Here is a 22100-nt window from a genome sequence, read left to right as displayed (position 1 = left end):
TTTAAGCCTTTTAAGAAGTGCTTTTCCCAGCACAACTCATTCACTTATTATTATAGAGGCTCTAGAAAAATTATTCTCCAATTCGCTTTTTAAGTTTTTATATTCAGCAGTCTTTAATTCTTCATTGGTAATAAAGCTTTTCTTTATGGTTATTAAATTGCTAAATTCGGTTCCATCATTTTTATATTTACAGAACCTATTTACATATAACCAAGGAGAATCTATTTCAAAATTCAAATTTTCACAGTTTTTAATTTTGATATCTTTTATTATCATATGGCTTTCCTTAGTTTTAGGAACACCAATAAAAAGGTCTGACACTTGGTCAGAAGCTGTATTGACAACATCATTAAGCCAATTATCTCCTAAATTCAAAGCCGGCCCTAGATTTGTCTTGAAAATCTTATTTTTTTGCTGGAACTCATATTTTATTGTAAGATCCTCTACATTACGCAAGGTAAGGTCAGGCAATTCTAAGAACTTCTTTTCTTCTTCATCAAGATATACTCCACTAATCATACGAAAAACAGAATCTCTTAATTGCTCATCTGAATAATATAATCCAACACCTGTTAAGCCTAAGGCTGCTTCCCCTTGCACGGTAAGCTGGCCATATTCATTTACAACGTTATCTTCTATAGTTAATTCACTATGGGATATCACTTTTGAATTTTCACCTTGTACAGCAGGAATCTTTATGTAATCTGCTTCCTCAGAATCCAGTACTAGAGCGTTCCTATCAGCAATGTCTGGAAAAACACCCTGTGCCATACTGACGGTATTAGTTGGATCGATCCAATATATCTTCCCACCTCTATTTGTTACTTTGAGCATCACATGATTAAAATTACCCATATTAGGTAATGCTTCAGGATTGGAAATACTAGTAGTTCCTCTCATAACTAAAATAGGTTGAACTTTATAACCAAGTTTTTGCAGAATAGCAGCCGTGCTAGCAGAAAAGTCTTTGCAATCCCCAACTTGAGAATCAGCAATTTTCTCCAAATCTCTCGGAAAAAATTTTCCTGACACTGTACGCCAGTCTCCCATGTACTGAACTTTTTCATTCAATAAAGAAGTAACTGCATTAATTTTCTCCTCATCGGTACTCTCATTGGCAGCAAATTCTGCTATAGCTTCAAAAGTTGCAGGAAGCGGCTGATTGATGACGCTATGATATCCAGGAGCTAATTTTTTAGCTAAATCCTCCCATTCAGATAAGCTTGAAAGTGATACCCAAGTGTTGTGTTTTATGTTCAATATTCCATTATGTGGTTCATTTGTTGTGTTTTCATAAACTGCTTTCTTTAAAGCAATGCTTATAGAGTGTATATCATCATTTTTTTCCTCAGCGATTTCTAATACTTCTCTTGGATCATTAACTTTAATCTCCAGGGGTAATTCAGAATTGATTTTATTATTTTCTGCTTGTAAATAATCCCCATGATAAGAAAAGCTCAAGCCATAAAAATTATCAACAGGAACCTTTTTGTTAACTTGTTTATACCTTAAATATACTTCTGTACCAATTTCTATTTTAGGAAACGATATAGTTACTTGCCTTAACTGATCGAAGCCTTTACTAGGACTAGCTAGCGGTTTATCCTCTATCATGTCTTCAGTGACTATATATTCCTCTCCGTTATAAGCTGTTTTAGCCTCTAAAACAGTAAGATCTGCACTATCATCATTGTAAATAAGACTATATAGAGAGAATCTATCACGTCCAGATTCTTTGAGTATTTTTGCTTGAAGTTCTACTTCCGTTTCGTAGGTACCATCTCTATTAACATTAATGTTAACATTAGAAAACTTAACCTCAACAGAAGCATCTTCGTACTTGCTCCACCTTGCTTCAGCTATAGTAGACATGAAAAATACTAGTAATGCTAAGTTAAAGAGAGTTTTTAAAAATTTCATTATGTACCTACACTTATTGAACCATTAAATCCATGCAATTTTGTTCACAGTGTAAACAGGAATAAACTCAGCAGATTGAGAAAGAAGCTTATTTTCTAGAATGGCTATTTCTTTCTCTCTACCAATTATTGGTTCGCTCATATAATTTACCGCCGTGTTTGTCAGCATTATATGCGGCGGTTATAAAATAATCAACTTTTTTACCGCCGCGGTTACAATTGTTATACGTGGCGGCAAGGATTGCTTAAATCTAAAATGCCTTATTATACACAAGTTTTCGTTACTTAATATCACCAGATTCTCTGATATAACATATATAAAGTTTGCATTTCTTGATAAAAATGTTTTAACATTGAGCATTTCTTTAATATTTGTATTCTTTAAGTAAGTGTATGTCTAAAATACCATTTTTATTGATTTTTATACTTGCAGTAGCAAGTTTACCAGTAATAAACAATTGGCTTTCACACCGCAGTCAGAACTTAAATGATGATTATATAGGTGAGAGATTGGATAATTACATCAGTAAAAATTTTGATAGAGTTCTAAAAGCTCTCCAGGAAGAGTCAGCTAAAAATAGTTATGCTAATGCAACCAAAAATAAAATTTCTCAGCATAAAAATGAAATATTCGACTCCACTTATCCTTACTCAGGAAATGAAAATAGCAATATCATAGCTGTAGGTTTTTTTGACTATTCTTGTGGATATTGCAAAGCTATAAAGAACGATGTAAAACAATTGATCAATGATGGCAAAATTAAGTATATCTTTAGGGATGCTCCAATACTTGGTAACAATTCTTTAAAGGCAGCAAAAGGTGCTTTAGCAACTTATTTTATCGATAAAGAAAAGTACTTAGATTTTCACTATGCTGCACTAGATCACAGAGGAGAATTTTCAGACAAAACTATATTAGGTATAGTGAAAAATATAGGGGTTAACGAGAACGATTTTAATAACTCTATGAAAAATAATGCAGACAAAATTGAGCAAATGATAAACAACAGCAAACTTTTAGTAAGGGATTTGGGAGTAGGCGGTACACCTTTTTTGATAATAGGAGATAGTCTTTTTGTAGGAAAAACTGATTTGAATATATTACGCAAAAAAGTGAATGAGTTAAAAGATTAATAAATTTCTTGCTTGACAGCACAAGAGAGTTTAAGTATAGTTAAGATATAGTAAGTAACAATATGTATAGGCTACATATTAGTTCAAGAAAAGTAGGTGATGTTTTCTTGCAACACAGCACGACCTTAAGTAATAAGCCTTCCTAGGCTGGTTAATCTATTAAAATACAATTATTATTTTGGAGTTATAACATGAGAGATTCTAACTATGTAAGAGAGCCAATTGCTCTTTTTCAAAAAATCAAAGAAAATAAAAAATCAAGTGATTTATTGCATAATCTAAAGAGCGCTTATCCTGAAAAACTAAAAATCGGGGCTGCTATAAAGACAGGGGATTGCTTTTTTGACTCTGTGGCTCAAGGATTGAATGAATTAAACATAAAACCTGATTATCGTTTTACTGCAAAATCATTAAGAAAAGACTGCGCAGATTATGCTAGAGCAAACACAAAGACAGATCAGTGGGTTTATAAAGCGGTAATAAGAGATGCCGGAGAGTATTTCGTACCTCAAAAAGATCCGGATGGAGAAGTAATAAGCGAAAATGGACTTAATAAGCAAGACAAGGCGAAGTCTTTTTTCAAATATTTAGAGTATATTACTAATACACATACAGCTGACGCACCTATATGGGGTCGTCCAGAGATTGAAGGGAGAATGATATGCGACAAGTACAAAGTGGAACTTTATATTTATTCAATAGAGGAAGATAGTCAAAAAGTTACGGTAACTAAAATTACAGGACATGATGATGATCCAGAAGTTTTTATACAAGATATAAATCTCAATCAACTAGAGATAGATAGTAGCAAAAAAACTGTAGGAGTAGTGAATTACATGAGGCATTTTGTGCCACTTCTTAGCAAAATCCCTTCTGATATAACAGAAAATCAATCAGTTTCTAATGAAGAAATCTTTGGTGAGGTTACAGAAGCTTCTGCTTCTGAGCAACCAGTACGACAAAAAAGCAGCACTAGTGAGCCGATTTTTTCGAATAAAAGCACTCCTATTTCTAATCAATCAGAGCAGAAACCACTAAAAGAAAGAGCTGCTAACAGAAGTATTGGTGAAAGAAATTCACAAAATCATGAAGCAATGTTAGAAAAAACACACAGTAAAACTTGTGAAAATACAGCAAAGATCTTGAGTGAAACTTCTAAGGATATGAAAAAAAATTCCAGTAAAGAAATTCTTGAAGTAGGTAACAGAGTTCCTGCTTCTGAGCAACCAAAGCAAGAAGAACAATATAATATCAGAACTAGCAAAGCAGCAATTGCGCAAGATCATAAAGAACAAAAAACACAAAAAGAGAGAATTAATACCAGCGCTAGTGAGCCAATTCATACGGATACAGTAATTACTATTTCTCATCCACACGAGCAAAAAACACAACAAGAGGAAATACAAAAGAAATTAATCAATAGTTACAGAAGAGAAGCTATTTATAGCATAGCTGCTGTAATAACAGCTATAGCATTCACAGCATCTGCTATAGCTACTGTTTTTACTCAACCAATTCCTTTAGCATCTCTTGCTGGAGTTGCTTTAGCCATTGCATGTGTTTGTGTATATCAGTTAATGCAAAGTCATAACGACATTCATGAACTCAAAAGTGAGCCAAAGGAAAATATTGCCCATGCTTTTCTAGAAGGAGTGGGACTAGAAATACACAGCCTTATTGATAAGGCAATCTCAAAAGTTTAAGATCTTTCCTACTTCATCTATATCAACTCAACTTTATTTTTACAGGAGGAAATATGTCATTCACAGAAATTAGATTTCCAGAAAATATATCTTATGGCTCTACTGGAGGACCGGAATTTTCGACTGACGTTGTAACAACTCATAATGGTTGTGAGCAGCGCAATATTAATTGGTCTCGTGCACGTGCCAGGTATAACATAGCTTATGGAGTTAGGTCAAACGAGCAGCTAACAGAACTCATAACATTTTTTCAGGCACGAAAAGGTAAAGCAATAGGATTTCGTTTTAAGGATTGGTCAGACTTTACAGTTATCAATCAAGAAATTGGCATAGGAGACGATAAAAAAACGATCTTTCAACTGATGAAAACTTACATAAGTGGAAAAGACAAGCATACACGAACTATTAAAAAGCCAGTGCATGATACAATAAAAATTTACCTAGATGGTGAAAAGACAGAAAAATATTCAGTGAATTATTCAACTGGAGAAATAGCATTTATGAAACCACCAGCAAAAGGTACAATAATCACCGCAAGCTTCGAATTTGATGTACCAGTACGATTTGATACAGATTACCTAAACGCTTCTATTGATAACTATGGCAGCAATAGCTGGAACAATATTCCCTTGGTGGAAGTGAAATAAAGTTAAAGTATGCTCCATAAAAGTTAAGCGATACTCAGGCTCATATTTAAATGAGCCTTGCACATTTTAAAGTCTATCGCCCATTACAATGTTCCACACTCGAAATTTGAGGAAATTCTAATGTAGTGTTTTCTCTTTCTTGTAAAATAGAAAGTTTTAATAATTCTTTTAGAACTAACTTTACAAGTGTTGTACCATTTTCCTTAAAGAGGTAGTCCATCCTATTGGTTTTCTGTATGTGATTGACAAAATTTCTAGCTTCCTCATTAAAAGCCTCGATTGTGTTGATACAAGATAATACTAAATCCGAGCTATTTATTGCTAAAATTCCATTTACGAAAATATCTAATTTTGTTTTATCTTCAGTCAAATCTTCAGCTAACCTATTTCTAATATCATCATTCTCAAACAAAATGTACTCTAGGTACGAAGCAGACTCAATAAGTATAAAGTCTTCTAAAGGTACTGATTCTAAACATTCGTCAATATAAGTAAGTATTCCAAACTCAGTAATACACCCTTCTTTTCTCACAACATAGCACTTAGGAAGACCACGATACATTGATAGCAAAGAAAAAAGACGTATTATACTTGTACCTCTATCTTTCATTTCCTCGAGAAGCTTTCTATCATTTATTAGTTTATGCAAAATGTAATCCGTAGCAGGACCTGGTTTACGAAAACGAAACATATTATTTTCTGCAAAAATAGCCTCAGCTAATTCGATAGACTTTTTATCCTCATCTATAAAAGCCTTTTTGTCTCTATTTAACCGTATGATTTTAGCCTTGCTATCGCTGCGTAGTCTAGTTTGCCCTATTAGCCTCTCAAATATTTCTGTCTTCATATATATCTTAATATAGTTAATATTAATATTAACTATATTAACTATTTTAAGAAAAATAAATGAAAATGTTAATAAATATTAAGCTTTTATTAAAAAAGTAAAGTCTTTTTATATTTGTATGAGTATACAAGCAATTTGATTGTTGTGATATATTTTCTATCGCACCCGGCTGCAGTGCCAAATATTAAGAACAATGTTCGCTTTCTAGCTTTCGCTTCAATATCTGTGAGATTGTGCTAGATACCCTGCACAACTTGCTTCAAAATTTCTGCTTGTTGCTGAGCATGGATATTAGCATAACCACATGCAGGAGATGCAGCAGCAGGTCTTGCAATGCACTTAGGTCTTTTTGCTTGAGCATTGAGGCCAGACAATACCTCTTCTATCAATGGGTTGACAAAGAACCATCCTCCCATATTTTTTGGTTCCTCTTGACACCATGTAATTTCAGCGTTCTTATATTTTTCAAGTTCACTGCCTAGTTTATCGGCCGGGAATGGATAAAATTGTTCTAAACGCACTACTGCTATATCGTTTATTTTTTGTGCTTCAAGCATTTCAATTATGTCGTAATAAACTTTACCACTACATATTACAACTTTACGTATTTTATCACTTGCAACTAAACCTTTTCTACACTCTGGAATTACCGTAAGAAATTTTCCTTCAAAGTCAGAAAGGTTAGAAACTGCGCTTTTATGACGCAATAGTGATTTAGGTGTAAACACCACTAAAGGCTTACGAAAATCTCGATTAATTTGTCGGCGTAAAGCATGAAAATAATTCGCAGGAGTAGAGCAATTAACCACCTGCATATTATCCTCTGCACAGAGCTGCAAAAACCTCTCTATACGAGCAGAACTATGCTCAGGCCCCTGCCCTTCATAACCATGAGGCAAAAGTAAAACTAGACCACTTGACCGCAACCACTTTGTTTCTGCAGATGAGATAAATTGGTCGATCATAATTTGCGCGCCATTTGCAAAATCACCGAACTGCCCTTCCCATAGCACAAGTGAATAAGGAGAATCAAGGCTATATCCATATTCAAAACCCATCACAGCATACTCAGATAGTGCGCTATCTATAACTTCAAAGCGAGCTTGCTTCTCACTTATGTTGTTCAGTGGAATAAACGTTTCTTCTGTTACTTGATCAACAAGTCTTGAATGACGGTGCGAGAAGGTACCGCGACCAGAATCTTGTCCTGACAAGCGCACTCCTATTCCTTCTTTAAGCAATGACGCGAATGCAAGACTTTCAGCAGTTGCCCAGTCTATGTTGCTACCGGAATTTATACTTTCTATTCTGCCATCAAGTATTCTTCTGACTTTATTATTGAGATTAAAACTACTTGGAATATTGCTATTTATGTGTACACCTAATTTTTTTAGCTCATCTGGTGAAACACCAGAGTCCGTATAATATTCACTCAAATCGTTCAACTTTGCTCTCCTGAGTTTTAACCACACTCCATCAAACCAATCAGCTTTTTTGGGAGTATAAGTCGTTGACTCAGTAAGGCTTTGATCCAATCTTGTTCTAAATTCGCTGCGTAATTTACTTACTTCATCGCTACCTAGCACTTTCTCTGCAGTCAGCTTCTCTTCGTACAGCGTGCCTGGAGTTTTATGCTTTGATATTGCTTTATACATAAGTGGCTGAGTAAAATTTGGCTCATCGCCTTCATTATGGCCATATTTGCGGTAGCATATTATGTCAATCACCACATCCTTTTTAAATTTCTGCACATACTCCATTGCCAAATTCGCAACAAAACTCACAGCTTCTGGATTATCTCCATTAACATGAAATATTGGAGCTTCTATTGATTTTGCTACATCAGTGCAATAAAAAGATGAGCGTGCGCAGGATGGGTTGGCGGTAAAACCAACTTGGTTATTAATAACAATATGCACGATACCACCTACTGTATAACCTTCAATGTTGCTCAAAGTAAGGGTTTCGGCAACCACTCCCTGCCCGATGAAAGCTGCATCACCATGAATTGACACTCCAAGCACAGATCTTATATTTTGCTTCGCTCTTACTCTTCCAGCTAGAACTGGATTTACCGCCTCAAGGTGAGATGGGTTAGGACATAAACTTAAGTGTATTTTTTTACCACCAGCAAGTGCTCGATCAGAAGAGTAACCAAGGTGATATTTGACATCACCAGATACCTCAAGACCACTTGGGTATGCAAGATTGCCTTGAAATTCAGACAGCATTGCCGCATATTCTTTCCCCATAACTTTGGTTAGAACATTAAGCCGTCCTCGGTGGGCCATACCAAGAACTATTTCTTCAATACCAAAAGCTGCAGAATCACTAATAACTCTTTCAATTGCAACAATGGCTGACTCCCCACCTTCGATAGAAAAACGCTTATATCCAGGAAATTTCATATGGAGAAATTGCTCGAACATCTCAGATTCAATCAAGTGCCTTAGTATTTCTTTTTTATCCTTAGGGCTTAGCGTATAGACCTGATTTTCAATTTTCTCCTGCAGCCAAACTCTTTCCTCATAAGAGGAAATATGCATAAATTCAAAACCGATATTCTTGCAGTAAATATCTCTGTAGATTCTAGTGTCACTTGTAGGAGAAAGATTCAAGTATTTTTGATAATCTATTTCCTTATTTACATGCGGTGATAATGGATTTAAGTCTGCAAAAAAGTGACCATAAGATCTGAAAAAATTTGCTAAATCATCAGCATCTACCTTGGCTTCATTCTGTGCTCTGCAGGGTTCTGCTTTATTCATTTCTAAATTGCTTGAAAAAATCCTATTCCAATCCTCCCCGATTGATTTATCGCCCTGCAGATAACGGCTATACATTTCTTCTACAAATTCTGCATTATCACCATAAAGGCAGCTTAGACTTAGCATAATCACTACAAAAGATATCAAATACTTATAAGTATACCTTAAGTTTTTTAAAAAAGAACTCCTTTAGTTTCTAATTATTAAGTTATACAAACACTGTAATCCGAGTTTTCCAGAAAGGGTGTCATTCTAGACTGACATCTAATCTTTCCATAAATGCTGTATTTCAACATAAAACAACTATACTCATCAACTTGTGCCCAATCATAATTCCTAGGTTCCAGTGTTAGCTACTTGTTTTTTGGATTTCTATACTATTGCTGATTATTGAAATTTTTTGCACATTAAGGAACGCAAGCGTTTATGAGTCAGAGGATAAGTCATATAACATTTACTCGGTCTTAATACTTTGAATTTATATTTAAGTAAACGATAAACAGTAATTGGTATGAGTGATCTATTTAAAAGTGACAATTATGATAAAAATCTCAATTCTTTGATAAGAGTCATAAAGCTGAAGGATACAAAAAAAATTAATGAACAATATGATGAAACACTGAAAGATTTATCTCAAGCTCTGAAGAATTTTACAAACAACGCAAAAGATGTAGCCAAATTTGTTATATATAGCGACTTGAATAATTATGTAGAACCTTTGAGCACAAAGCCACTCGGTTTTATTGGAACATTAAAAGGGATATTAGATAGAGTCTTGGGAAAAGATATTCCAACTAATGATAATGACATAAAAAATTTTGTTGGTGATGAATTATCAGGTTTCACTATAGAAAAAGCAGCCGAATACACAAATATTTTAAGTACAATTAATCTATTCAAGAAAGGACTTAAAGAAATTTTAGATTCGAAACAGAGTGGAAAAGGCAATAAAGAACATAAATCATACGAAGTAAGCACGGAAAATAAAACGACATCAAAGCAGAAGGAAGATACTCCTAAGCTGCAAGAAGGAAAACAGCCGGTAGGAAAATTAGTTATGAAGAGAATAAAACGGCCAACAACAGCACCTCCGCCACCTCCTACTGCCTCAAAAAAGGTACACTTTAAACCAGAAATAGAGAATGTATCTCCTGAAGATTCAGGCTATGAAAGTTCATTAAGTGAAGAGTCTGGACATGAGGAAATATCAAATTATCAAGAGAAAAGTAGTAAATCTTCAACAAAAGATTCGGAAGACTCAAAGTTAGCTAAAAAGGAGCCAACTCACAAAACGAAACCTAAGAAAAATGCAGGAACAAGAAGAGGATATAAAAAGAGACAGGCTCCAGCGCTAAACGCTACCAATCAAGAAATTAGGCAAGAAACTAAAGAAGATAAATCTGAAATACTGTCAAATCCTAAAAGGCTAGATATTGTTGATCAACAAGTGAGCACGAAACCAATAATAGTAGAAGTGACTTCGCAAAAATCAGCTGAAAGTAAACCAATCCTGAAAAAATCTGCTGATAAAGCAGCATCAGAAGTAAAAGCGGTTATTATAAAAGAAAAAGTAAATAACAAGAAGGACGGTAGAGTAAAGTCAATAGTAGGAAAATTTGAGCAAAATCAAGTTGCTAAGAGCAAAGCCACCCCTGCAACACAAGCAGATATCGGTATGAAGAAAGATCCTGCACCATCGCAAAAAACTGCCTCCCAATCTCACTCATTTCCGGTAGGAAATAAAAGATCTAAAATGAACCCCATAACAGCAAAGTCCGATTCTAAACTTCTGGTTAGTAAAAAACCTCTTCTCACTCATGTTAGTGTAAAGAAAATAGCTGCACGATTTGAAAGCCATGGGAAGAAATAGTTGTAACCTATTGAACAAACCCTATAATATCCTTGATCTTTTTTATATTGTTATTTGCAATCTCTGCTGCTTTTTCTGTACCTTCTTTTAATATTTTATGTAAATGGAGCTGATCCTTCAAAAGACCGTTCAACTTCTCACGTATGGGTGATATAACACTGATGATTAAGTCAGCTAACTCTTTTTTAAAGTGTTTCATATCATGTTTATTCACTTCTTCACACACTTTTTCCACATTTAAATCACTAAGCACTGAATAAATGTTTACCAAATTGTTTACTTCTGGACGGCACTTTAAAGTAGAAAAATCAAAGCCTAGAATTGAATCTGTTTTTGCTTTTTCTATTTTTTTGATAATTAAGTCATCTGTATCGTCAAGGTTAATGCATGAATATTCTGAAGGATCAGATTTGCTCATCTTGCTTGCTCCATCTCTTAAGCTCATTATCCTTGATGTACAATCCAAAGTTAAGATTTCAGGTATGATGAAATGACTACATTTATAATGATTGTTAAAAGCTGATGCAATATCACGTGCAAGTTCTAAATGCTGTTTTTGATCATCGCCAACAGGAACATATTTAGTTTGATACAGCAATATATCCGCAGCCATAAGTACTGGGTAGCTATATAAACCAAGAGAAGCTTTTTGTCTATCGCTTCCAGCCTTATCTTTAAATTGAGTCATACGATTAAGCCAACCAATTGGTGTATAGCACCCTAGCAGCCAGCCCAATTCTGCATGACCACTAACTGCGGATTGATTGAAAATAATCGACTTTTCCGGATCTATTCCACATGCAATATAAGTTGCTGCTGCTTTAAAAATATTATTTTTTAATTCATTTGCGGGAAGCTTATTTGCTGTGATTGCATGCAGATCAACAACACAAAAAAGAGATTTATATTTATCCTGCAAGCCTATCCACTGCTTAATTGCACCAAGATAATTGCCCAAGTGTAATACTCCACTTGGCTGAATACCTGAGAAGACAACTTCTTCCATACCTTGAGTGTGTTATTAGTTACTTTCGCAATCAGCAGATTTTTTAGAAAGAATAACCATTGCAGGACGAAGCAACCTATTTTTAATTGTATAACCAGTTTGTAGTACTTCTACAATAGTACCAGGCTCTTTTTCATTATCTTCTCTTTCCACAACAGCTTGATGTAAATTGCTGTCAAAAGAGTTACCTATTGGATCTATTTCTTCTATTCCATGTTTTTTTAGATCACTCACAATCTTTTGGTGCGCCACTTTTATTCCTTCATGAATAGGATCATCATCTTTCAAGTTTTCCATTGCTTTTTTTAAATTGTCACAAGAGTCGATCATATCACGTGCAAATTTTGTGACTGCATAATCACTTGCATCGCTAATTTGCTTTTGCATTATACGTTTAACGTTTTCATTATCCGCAACAGCGCGACGTAAATGATCTTCAAGCTGAACTGCACGTTCTTTTAATATATTAAGCTCTTCACTTAAATCACCTGTTTGCTGATCTTCTTGATCATCCCCTTTTCGTTTACTGACCATATCTGCAAATTTCTTTTTTTTCTCTCTATTACTATCTGACATATCATTCACCCTTACAAACTTAATAAATATATAACAATCAATCTAAAAATATCAAGCGTTAGCTATCCTTGTCTTTCTATGCTTGCATTTAAAAAGTCAATCAAAGTAGTTTTGTAAAGAGAATCAGAAAAAGTATCAATATTACTTTGCGCCATATTAATATAGTGTTTAGCTTCTTCCATAGAAACATGAATGGCATTATGATGATTAATATATTGTAATGCTTGGTCAAAATTGTGTCTAGCTGAAGAAAAAGATTTCTCCCAGAATTTTTGTTCTGATGGGCTGCCTTTTTCATATGCTATAATAGAAGGTAAAGTAACTTTACCTTCAAAGAAATCTTTTCCAAGTTGCTTTCCTAAAGTGCCTTGATTAGCAGTATAATCTAGCACGTCATCAATTATTTGGAATGCCATACCAAAATTAAACCCGAAATTCCTTAGCCTCTCTGTTTCGTCACTTGTGGCTCCAGATACTACTGATGCAGCCTCGCAGCATGCAGAAAATAAAGATGCTGTCTTTTCTCCAATGATATTAAAATAATTTTTCCTAATTGTGTTAGGGTCAAAACGCGTTGTCATCTGCTTTATCTCACCCTTGACAAGCAAATTAGATGCCTTAGATAAAATAGAGAGAACACTTAAATTCCCACATTCTATAAGCCATCTAAATGCTAAGGTCAATAATAGATCACCAACTAAAATGCTTGATTTATTCCCCCAAATTTTATTTGCTGTTGCAACTCCATGGCGTGCCTTACTTTCATCAAGCACATCATCATGAAGTAAAGTAGCGTTGTGTATAAATTCTACCGATGCAGCAATGTTGATCCTACTCTCTCCAGAGTAATTCAGCATTTTACAAATAATAAAAATGAGCTTAGGCCTTATCTTTTTTCCTCCTGAATTAATAAGATGAGATGTAATATCGGTAGCAAGCTTAGTACCTTCATCATTGACATTTTTGAAGATAAAGTCATTCATAGCCAATAAATCAGAAGATACAATATCATCTAATTTACTACTTTTTGTTAAATCAGTGTTTAGCATTTAATAGGACTTATGCTTCTTGCCCTTGTACTTTCTCAACTTTTTTCTTTTCTATTTTTTTCGATTCTGTTTCTAAATCTACTATGCCTTTTTTAATGAACCACATTACCCTTTCAGTTGCTTGCGCTCCTACACTTAGCCAATGTTTTAATCTATCAGCTTTTACCACAACACGATTTTTATTGTCTTTTGGCAACATTGGATCATATTGTCCTATTCTCTCAATAAAGCGCCCATCTCTTGGTGCTCGTGAATCGGCTACAACTATCCTATAAAAAGGACGTTTCTTTGCCCCAAACCTTGCTAACCTTATTTTAACTGCCATGTCAACCTTTATTCATATATTAATTACAATTTAAATACAATAAACAGCTCAAGTCAAACTAATTGTACCTCTTTTACCTAAAAATACAATATAGCCCCCTCCAATCACTCATAAAAGGAAGATAATAAACTTTTTTATATATCATCAATCATAGCATGATTAACTTCTACTCTATATTTTGATTTTAGATAGCTAATTAACTGTTCCTTTAGCGATATCATCACACGTTTTCCGGTATCAAGCATGTTTAATTTACCATTTGATGAATGCATTTCTTTTAGAACTCCTATTATAATTTCATTATTGTATTGAATAGGATCTGTTACCGAATTAGTTGTTTTCATATTGAAAATCTCTTCTATGAAAGAAAAAGGGTAGTTTTGTTCATTGCGTTGTATTTGCTGGCCTTTAACCAATTTTATACCTTGCATTTCTTCCAAATCTGTCTTTTCTCTTAGTTGAACTGCTACTTCTTGTCCCATTTTAAACATTCTTTCTTTTATAAATTCACTACGCCAAAGCTTTATGGCTGATTCCCTACTTTCTTCAAAATTTTGTAATTTAGGAGGAACGATATCACTGATTTTCACACCAACAACAGTATCTCCAACACCCTTAAAATAACTCTTCTGATCTTTCTCGCGTGAAAAAATGAAAGAAATGAAATCACTGGAATTTCCTACTTCATTACCACTTTGGTCTTTCCCACTAGCATCTACTGGACCAATGGTTTGTATAGGTAAATTGTAATTATTGGAGATTTCTTCAATCGTTGCACCATTGTATATCTTATAATTCACTTGATTTATGAAATCATTGACTTTTTCAAAAGACTTTTGATTGGTTAAAACTGACCTTATGTCTTTTTTTAAATCAACCAAGTCTTCATCAGAGATTTGATGTATGCTTTCTACCTTTATTACGTGCCATCCAAAATTGCTTGTTAAAACTTCACTTACTTCACCTGTTTTGAGAGCAAATACCTTTTCTCTCATATTTTCAGGTAAGAAATCCTTAGTTATATTATTTACTCTGGTTTCATCGAGTTTCACTTTATTAAACTCTTCTATTATTTGTTCAAAGCTTGCTTTACTTTCTTCAAGTGCTCTTCTTGCTATTTCAGCTTTTTCTTTGGTAGGAAATATCACATTGAATATGTCTCTTTGATTTTTAAGTTCCTGATGTTCTATTATACTATCAACCTCTTCATCTGAAATTCTGATTTGACCTTCAAAATATTTTTGATCCAGAGAAATGTATTGCGCAGTTCGATACTCAGGGTAATAAAAATTGGACTTATTTCTTTCATACAAATCAAGTAAGGCTTGATCATCTGGTTCAGGAACGTCTGTAATTGCATTCTCAGTTATTTTAACAATATCAACCACTCTAGTTTGGTAGCGATTTTTGTATATCTGCTCATCAACACTCTCACCAAAAGTTACCGGATAATTATCTTTAAATAACGAAGTCATGAACATCATTGCAGGCAGGATTTTCTCTAGTTTTTCTATATATTCCTTTTCTGTTATATGCAGGCTATTTAGAGTTTGATGGAATTTATTATGGTCAAATTCTCCTTTATCGTCCTGAAAGTACTTGGTATTTTTTATATGGCTTTTGATAGATTCTTCTCCAACTTTTAATCCAAGTTCGCTAATTAGGTTAAACAATAGTTTTTGCTCTATAAGTGCGTTAAGTAAATCATATTTCAGCTTTTTTACTTGTTCTTTACTTACATCAGATCCAGAAATTTGCTTTTCATAATTTTGATATAGTAATTTATATTCATCTGATGTTATAACTTCCTTTCCTACTTTAGCTAATTCTTTCCTTTCATCATCATTTGATAAAAGATTGCCAATCCCCATAAAGATTAATAAGCAAACTAAAAGGAGAACGACTGCCTTGGTAAAAAAATTTCTAATACTCATTGTAAACTCAGTTAACTAACACTTAAATTTAGAATAGCAATAATTTAAGATTTGTAAATCTATTAACAAATTAGCTAATATATGTAATATTGTAGTGTATTAAATTGAGTGGAAGCTTATATTAACCTAAGAGCCTGTAAGTGATCTCTGAATATGGTAAGATGAGGTATAGTTGACATGAGGTAAAGTATGAGGAATACATATCCAAGTGACATAAGTTGTGAAAAATTCGAAAAGATTAGACTAATTTTAGAAAGCGTGCGAAAGAAAACAAAGCCAAGAAGATTAGGTTTATACGAGTTATTTTGTGGTGTGCTTTATGTACTAAAAAGTGGCTGTCAATGGCGAATGCTTCCAAAAGAGTTTCCAAGATGGCGAAATTGTTACGATTACTTCAAGAAATGGAGTAAAAAAACGAATGAAGATAGAGAAAGTGTTCTAGAAATTGTCTTTAAAAAAATTGGTTGGAGAGAACAGTGGTCGGAATACCAAAACAAGCTTCTGCATCATTGATGCCCAAAGTGTAAAAAATACCGATACTGCTGAAGAAAAAGGTTATGATGCTGGCAAGAAAATTTCAGTAATAAAGCGTCATATCGCAGTTGATACACAAGGTTTGACACACGCAATTCATATAACAACGGCAGAAATAACTGATCGTAGCAGTGCTTTGACAATGGTTAAAAATGCTAAAGAAAGTCTCTCTGAAGTTAAAAACATACTGGTTGATGCAGGCTACACTGGAGAAAATTTTGCAACACAGATGAAAGTAACTATTGGTGCAACTGTTGAGGTGAAGCACCTTTGCTGTATTGCCAAAAAGATGGGTTGTTGAGAGATCTTCTTTTGCCTGGTTGGAAAAATGTAGGCGACTTTGGAAAAATTGCGAGCGTAAACTTAATACTAGCCTACAAATTTGCTTTTACTTCTTTCCTCCTCAAAAGATTATGAACAGGTTCTTTGATGATAGAGGGTTTATTTCTAATAGTCTTTATGTTGATGTGACAATATTTGGTACTTTGTCATTGTTAGCACTGCTAGCTACTGAGATATTTAGTCCTATATTTTCAAAAGGTTGTGAAATATACACTGAAAAACACATGAAAGATTTACTTGAGGAAGATCCAAGAGATAGAGTGCAAAAGGAGACTGATCTGTTAGGACGGTATGATCCACGAAAAATGTTAATGCCAATTATCATGCCTCTTGTTAGAAAATGTTTTGCAGAAGTGGCAAGCGAGTTTGCTGAAAGGAATTTTGATGAGGTAAAAACTGATATGTCTGATGTTAATATTGAAGGACTATCTAATCCTCAAGCAATTGAATTTGCACAGCAAACAGTATAGTATAAGCTTTTAGCTCTATGCATGGACTCAAAAAAAGTAGAATTAATATTTGAAAAATTTCAACAGTCAAATCCTGCGCCAAAAATAGAGCTAAATTATACCAATCATTTTACGTTATTAGTTGCAATAGTTCTGTCAGCGCGGACGACTGATATAAGTGTTAATAAAATTACAAAGGAGCTATTTAGTATCGCTGATACGCCAGAAAAAATGTTGAATCTTGGGCAAAGTGAGCTGAGAAAATGCATAAGCAGTATTGGTTTATATAATTCTAAAGCAAAAAATATAATCGGGCTCAGTAAAATATTGATTGAGAGGTACAATAGCACAGTGCCTACTAATTTCGATGATTTGGTATCTTTACCAGGGGTTGGGAGAAAGAGCGCTAATGTGTTCTTAAATTCAGGGCTTGGTATTCCAACATTGGCAGTTGATACTCACGTTTTTAGAGTGAGCAATAGAGTTGGGCTTGTGAAAGAAAAAGATGTACTTAAAACAGAGCAGTCTCTTTTGAATGTAGTGCCAAAAAAATACCTACTTTATGCTCATCATTGGCTAGTTTTGCATGGTAGATATGTTTGCAAAGCGCAAAAACCTTCGTGTGAAACATGCATAATTCATGATTTATGTGAGTTTGAATGCAAGAGGTATAAAGTCTAGCACAACACTTCGATATTTCTTATTTATCATCAAAGTAGCTGATCTCTATGATGGTGTCATCCGAGTAGCTGACACTGGGATGACAATGAAGGGCTAATTGATGACGCCTCTGTGCACTGCCGTTATAAAGCTGCTACTTTGATGAATAAAATGATGTCATTCCAGAGCATGGAGCTGTAATCCAGTTCTTATTACCTGATATGCTCATTTGACAGTTAAGTCTTCTCTACCCCTATTTGCATAATACCTTCGCTCATGGTTAAAAGATACCGAGGTAGTAGGGTGTATTAGTTTTTGCAAGCTGTTATTTTGCTATGGATTGCTGTAATGGCATCATCTATTTTATTGTTATCACAGCCTGTTTGGGCAAGTTCGGCATTTCCACCGCAATCCCTTCTGGTTACAGTAGATACTAGCTCTTTTGCATTGATCTTATTAGTTAAATCTTTACTTACTTTGACAATCAAAACTGTTTTATCCTTTTCTATTACCATGAAGGCTATTACAGTTTTCGGTTTTTGTTGCTGTAGAGCAAATTCCCTTATTATACTTCCTGGAACGTTATTGAAAGTGTGGCTTACGAAATTTATTCCATTTATTTCGGTACTTTTTACAGTTTCTACACTGATAAGCTTTTTATAAAGATTTTTTATTTTGACTTCAAATTCTTTGCGCTCCTGGCTTAAAATACTGAGTCGACTTATTATTTCATTTACTGGTGCTTTTACGCATTCTGCAACTTTTTTTAAGCTAATTTCGTTATTGCGTACATAATTAATTGCTTCTTGACCGGTTAAAGCTTCAATTCTTCTTACTCGAGATGCAACGGAACATTCTGCTGCTATCTTAAACAAACCAATTTCTCCGGTACGCTCCACGTGTGTACCACCACATAATTCTTTTGAATCTCCAATTTTTACAACCCTAACATTATCACCATATTTTTCACCAAATAAGGCCATCGCTCCTTCGTCTATTGCCTCATCCATACCTTGAACTTTTGTGGACGTAGAAAGATTTTCTCTGATTAGAGAGTTTACTATATCTTCTACTGAAGACAGCTGATCCTGAGTGACTGGCTTATTGTGACTAAAGTCAAATCTTAGTCTATTTGGTGCGACTAGAGAACCTTTTTGAGTAACGTGATCACCTAAGATTTTTCTGAGTGCAAAGTGTAGAAGATGTGTAGCTGAATGATTTCTTCTTAAGTCTTGTCTTCTTTTTTTATTAATACTAGCTGTAACTGTGTCACCTTTACGAACTGGACCAGATTCAACTATACATCTGTGTAAATATAGGTCGTTAATCTTGTTGGTATTTTCCACTGTTAACGTACTTCCATCAGACTTTATAAAATTTCCAGTATCTCCCACCTGTCCACCTGACTCTCCATAAAAAGGTGTTTTATCAAGTATAATAGTTATCTTTTCTCCTTCTTTTGCAGAATCAATTACTTCATTTTTAGAGGAAATTATTGCGAGTACTGTTGCATCCTTTACTTCATCACGTTCATAACCAACAAATTCCGTTTTGCCAAACTGATCGATTAAATTAAACCATACTTGTTCAACAGATTTTTCACCAGATCCAGTCCAATTAGCACGTGCTCTTTCTTTTTGCTCTTTCATTGCATTATCAAAACCTTTTTGGTCAAAATTTATTTTCCTTTCTTTCAAAATATCAAGTGTGATATCCAAAGGAAATCCATAAGTGTCATATAGTTTGAATGCTGATTCTCCAGATAGAGTGTCACCTGATTTTAAATCTGCAGTGAATTTGTCCAAGAGATTAATGCCTTTCATTAAAGTGTCTTTAAAGTTTTCTTCCTCTGATTTTAACGTTGTTTCTATTAAGCTTTTAGCTCTGATTAGCTCTGGATAAGCATCTCCCATATAAGCCAAACTTGTGCCATCTATGAGTGCAGGAAAAACAAGGTTCAATAGAGAATCATTATATCCAAGTAGGTGGATATAACGTACTGCTCTCCTGATCAATCTGCGTAGTACATAATTTCTTCCTTCATTTCCAGGAAGCACTCCTTCTGCGATGAGAAATGCAGCTGCACGAAGGTGATCTGCAATAATCTTATAAGCTACTTTATTTTCCGTATTTCCACAGTACTCTTGCGATTTACTTACCAGAGCAGAAAATAGGTCAATATCATAGTTATCATGAACGTTCTGCATAACAGCTGCTATTCTTTCAAGGCCCATTCCGGTATCGATGCATTTTTTTGGTAATTTTTGTAAATTACCTTCTTCATCTTTATTAAATTCCATGAACACCAGGTTCCAAATTTCAACAATTCTGTCGTCTTCATGCAAATCCTGATTTGCATGATCGTAAAAGATTTCAGAACATGGGCCACATGGACCAGTATTGCCCATGCTCCAAAAGTTATCATCTGTTGTAATTCTTATGATTTTATCATCTGAAAAGCCACTTATCTTACGCCAAATTTCATATGCTTCATCATCAGTGTGGTAAACAGTTATGGATAGTCTGTTTTTATCAAGAGACAATTCTTCAGTAATAAATTTCCACGCAAATTCTATCGCAGTTTCTTTAAAGTAATCACCAAAGCTAAAATTTCCGAGCATTTCAAAAAATGTGTGATGCCGAGATGTATAGCCAACATTTTCAAGATCATTGTGTTTACCACCTGCTCTGAGACACTTTTGACTTGAGACGGCACGTTTCATTTCAGTTTTTTGCGTGCCGGTAAAGATGTTTTTGAACTGTACCATACCAGCATTTGTAAACATGAGTGTTGGATCATGCTCTGGAATCAAAGGAGAAGAAGGAACTTGCTCATGATTATTATTTACAAAAAATTTTATAAATCTTTCTCTAATTTCGTTTAGCTTCATCGTTTTTACTGAGGTTATCTATGCATAATAAGTTGTAACAGAAGTAAAATCAATTTATCAATCTGAATATTAATATATACATTACTTAGTATAATAAAAGTAACTTTTACATAAAAATTTTAATAAAAAGATATAGGTTTAAATATTTTATCCGCTAACATAGAGAAGTATTTGTTAATTCAAATAATACTTTTATTAATTAATTTAAGGAGTGTGAAATGCCAAAAAAATTCCAAAACACTAAGAATAGCATGCGAAAGAGAGAAACAACAAATAAGCAGGAGATGGATGGTCCAACAATTAGAATTGTATCTGACTTGGAAAGTATAAAACAAAACAGAAGGGTAGAATTTTTAATTAAAGGAGAGAATTTAACAGTAAAAGACCTCTCTATATCTTCTAGAGCAGCTGAGATAGGCTTGGTTACAGGAATAGTAAATTCAATAGACATTCCTCAAGCAATTCGTGAATCGACAATAGATGGAATTATTTTAGGTCTTAAGAGTGGAGAAATAGAAAAAGGTAAAGAATATAATTATAGAGAATTTAAGAAAATATATCTAAAAAACCTTGTAGATGAATTGGGTAAGGATAGTTCAAAAAAGCTAAAAGAAAGAACTGATGAAAATAGCCAATTGAGAGAATCTACTACTGAAGAAATTGATTATCAGATGCAGGAAGATGTAACTATCAAATCAGCTTCTTTAACAAAACAAGAATTCGATTTTGCATCAAGCAAAGTAACTACTAAAGAGATTAATGACGTAATAAATGAAATAGAAGAATCAAATTCTAGTTATGGAATTACTCCTGAAGATATAAGTAGTGTTTCCCGTTTTGATAGTAATTCACAAGAAGTGTTAGATCATTCTATATTTAATAGCACAGATGTGGAAGGGCCTAAATTACCCGAAATAAATGGAGGACAGTATATAGGAATAGCAGGGATTGCTGGTGGTATATTGGGTGGAGTGCTAGCAGTAGCTTTTGCAGGATTAGGATACTTTGTATGGCATAGAAAAAATAGGGAAGGTAGCTACGATGTTGAAAAAGCGATGAAAAACCTTCCTGAACAAGCTCAACTTGAGCATTCCGGATCTACATCAGAAATAGAATCTTTGCTCAGCAATGCTACATCGGTAGCACATCTATCTTCTCAGATTAGTGTCGAGTAAAATTCCAGAGTTTGATGGCACAACAGTGCCATCAACTTAGCTCTTACAGCACTTATATGCTCTGGAACCAAAGGAGAAGAAATTTTCCTATCTTCCAAAAAATTTTATAACTCTTTCTCTAATTTTATATCGTTTTTACTAAGGTATAATAAATTGCAATGAGAAATTCAGATATTAATATATGTATTATTTAGTATAATAAAAATATAAAAATCTTAGTGAAAAGATGTGGACTTAAATAATTTATCTTTTATACATAAGGAAATATTGG

General features: G+C 34.0%; 16 protein-coding genes and 2 pseudogenes. 8 read left to right on the top strand and 10 right to left on the bottom strand.

Annotation, left to right across the window (positions count from 1 at the left end; genetic code table 11):
- Positions 1 to 36: 36 nt before the first annotated feature.
- A complete protein-coding gene (locus OPR30_RS01985) occupies positions 37 to 1920 on the bottom strand; it encodes a DUF3857 domain-containing protein (RefSeq protein ID WP_265030997.1) in 1884 nt (627 codons plus the stop codon).
- 24 nt (positions 1921 to 1944) lie between these two features.
- Complete coding sequence (locus tag OPR30_RS01980; RefSeq protein WP_264374951.1) at positions 1945 to 2088, bottom strand: hypothetical protein; 144 nt, start codon at positions 2086 to 2088, stop codon at positions 1945 to 1947.
- 224 nt (positions 2089 to 2312) lie between these two features.
- Here OPR30_RS01980 and OPR30_RS01975 point away from each other — a divergent pair, with 224 nt between their 5' ends.
- The 3 genes from OPR30_RS01975 to OPR30_RS01965 all read left to right on the top strand — a co-directional run bounded on the left by OPR30_RS01975 (position 2313) and on the right by OPR30_RS01965 (position 5403).
- Positions 2313 to 3053, top strand: coding sequence for a DsbA family protein (locus tag OPR30_RS01975; RefSeq protein WP_264374952.1), 741 nt, complete (start codon positions 2313 to 2315; stop codon positions 3051 to 3053).
- Between the two features lie 191 nt (positions 3054 to 3244).
- On the top strand, positions 3245 to 4756 hold the full coding sequence (locus OPR30_RS01970; RefSeq protein ID WP_265030996.1) for an OTU domain-containing protein: 1512 nt from the start codon (positions 3245 to 3247) through the stop codon (positions 4754 to 4756).
- A gap of 53 nt (positions 4757 to 4809) precedes the next feature.
- Complete coding sequence (locus tag OPR30_RS01965) at positions 4810 to 5403, top strand: TIGR02217 family protein (RefSeq protein ID WP_010405410.1); 594 nt, start codon at positions 4810 to 4812, stop codon at positions 5401 to 5403.
- A gap of 73 nt (positions 5404 to 5476) precedes the next feature.
- On the opposite strand, the gene OPR30_RS01960 is transcribed toward OPR30_RS01965, so the two are convergent.
- A complete protein-coding gene (locus tag OPR30_RS01960; protein ID WP_213863778.1) occupies positions 5477 to 6250 on the bottom strand; it encodes a hypothetical protein in 774 nt (257 codons plus the stop codon).
- A gap of 236 nt (positions 6251 to 6486) precedes the next feature.
- Positions 6487 to 9144 carry a 2-oxoglutarate dehydrogenase E1 component gene (locus OPR30_RS01955; RefSeq protein WP_265030995.1) on the bottom strand — a complete coding sequence of 886 codons (2658 nt, stop codon included), beginning with the start codon at positions 9142 to 9144 and terminating at the stop codon, positions 6487 to 6489.
- A gap of 385 nt (positions 9145 to 9529) precedes the next feature.
- Between OPR30_RS01955 and OPR30_RS01950 the strand changes: the two genes are divergently transcribed.
- Positions 9530 to 10888, top strand: coding sequence for a hypothetical protein (locus OPR30_RS01950; protein ID WP_265030994.1), 1359 nt, complete (start codon positions 9530 to 9532; stop codon positions 10886 to 10888).
- A gap of 7 nt (positions 10889 to 10895) precedes the next feature.
- Here OPR30_RS01950 and trpS read toward each other — a convergent pair whose 3' ends face one another.
- From trpS to OPR30_RS01925, 5 genes are all read right to left on the bottom strand, one after another.
- Positions 10896 to 11894, bottom strand: coding sequence for a tryptophan--tRNA ligase (trpS, locus tag OPR30_RS01945; RefSeq protein WP_265030993.1), 999 nt, complete (start codon positions 11892 to 11894; stop codon positions 10896 to 10898).
- Positions 11895 to 11909: 15 nt separating this feature from the next.
- Positions 11910 to 12470 (bottom strand): nucleotide exchange factor GrpE, encoded by a 561-nt coding sequence (locus OPR30_RS01940; RefSeq protein WP_264683123.1) that lies wholly within the window; start codon positions 12468 to 12470, stop codon positions 11910 to 11912.
- Between the two features lie 62 nt (positions 12471 to 12532).
- A complete protein-coding gene (locus OPR30_RS01935; RefSeq protein WP_265030992.1) occupies positions 12533 to 13519 on the bottom strand; it encodes a polyprenyl synthetase family protein in 987 nt (328 codons plus the stop codon).
- 10 nt (positions 13520 to 13529) lie between these two features.
- Positions 13530 to 13844, bottom strand: coding sequence for a 30S ribosomal protein S16 (gene rpsP / locus OPR30_RS01930; RefSeq protein WP_006015540.1), 315 nt, complete (start codon positions 13842 to 13844; stop codon positions 13530 to 13532).
- Positions 13845 to 13978: 134 nt separating this feature from the next.
- Positions 13979 to 15778: a peptidylprolyl isomerase gene (locus OPR30_RS01925; protein WP_265030991.1), complete on the bottom strand. Its 1800-nt coding sequence runs from the start codon at positions 15776 to 15778 to the stop codon at positions 13979 to 13981.
- A 189-nt stretch (positions 15779 to 15967) separates the two neighbouring features.
- On the opposite strand from OPR30_RS01925, the pseudogene OPR30_RS01920 reads away from it, so the two are divergent.
- From OPR30_RS01920 to nth, 3 genes and pseudogenes are all read left to right on the top strand, one after another.
- Positions 15968 to 16710, top strand: a pseudogene (locus OPR30_RS01920) (IS5 family transposase); the annotation flags it as partial.
- A gap of 42 nt (positions 16711 to 16752) precedes the next feature.
- Positions 16753 to 17124: pseudogene (locus tag OPR30_RS01915) on the top strand (molecular chaperone DnaJ); the annotation flags it as partial.
- A gap of 21 nt (positions 17125 to 17145) precedes the next feature.
- A complete protein-coding gene (gene nth, locus OPR30_RS01910; protein WP_265030989.1) occupies positions 17146 to 17784 on the top strand; it encodes an endonuclease III in 639 nt (212 codons plus the stop codon).
- Between the two features lie 287 nt (positions 17785 to 18071).
- On the opposite strand, the gene alaS is transcribed toward nth, so the two are convergent.
- Positions 18072 to 20654 carry an alanine--tRNA ligase gene (gene alaS / locus OPR30_RS01905; protein ID WP_265030988.1) on the bottom strand — a complete coding sequence of 861 codons (2583 nt, stop codon included), beginning with the start codon at positions 20652 to 20654 and terminating at the stop codon, positions 18072 to 18074.
- Positions 20655 to 20872: 218 nt separating this feature from the next.
- Here alaS and OPR30_RS01900 point away from each other — a divergent pair, with 218 nt between their 5' ends.
- The gene (locus OPR30_RS01900; RefSeq protein ID WP_265030987.1) at positions 20873 to 21829 is read left to right on the top strand and encodes a hypothetical protein; all 957 of its coding nucleotides are present in this window, start codon (positions 20873 to 20875) and stop codon (positions 21827 to 21829) included.
- Positions 21830 to 22100: the final 271 nt, after the last annotated feature.

Source organism: Wolbachia endosymbiont (group B) of Athalia cordata, from assembly GCF_947251845.1.
GTDB lineage: Bacteria > Pseudomonadota > Alphaproteobacteria > Rickettsiales > Anaplasmataceae > Wolbachia.
Note: the sequence above shows the minus strand (reverse complement) of the source record. Positions and strands in the feature narration are given on the sequence as shown.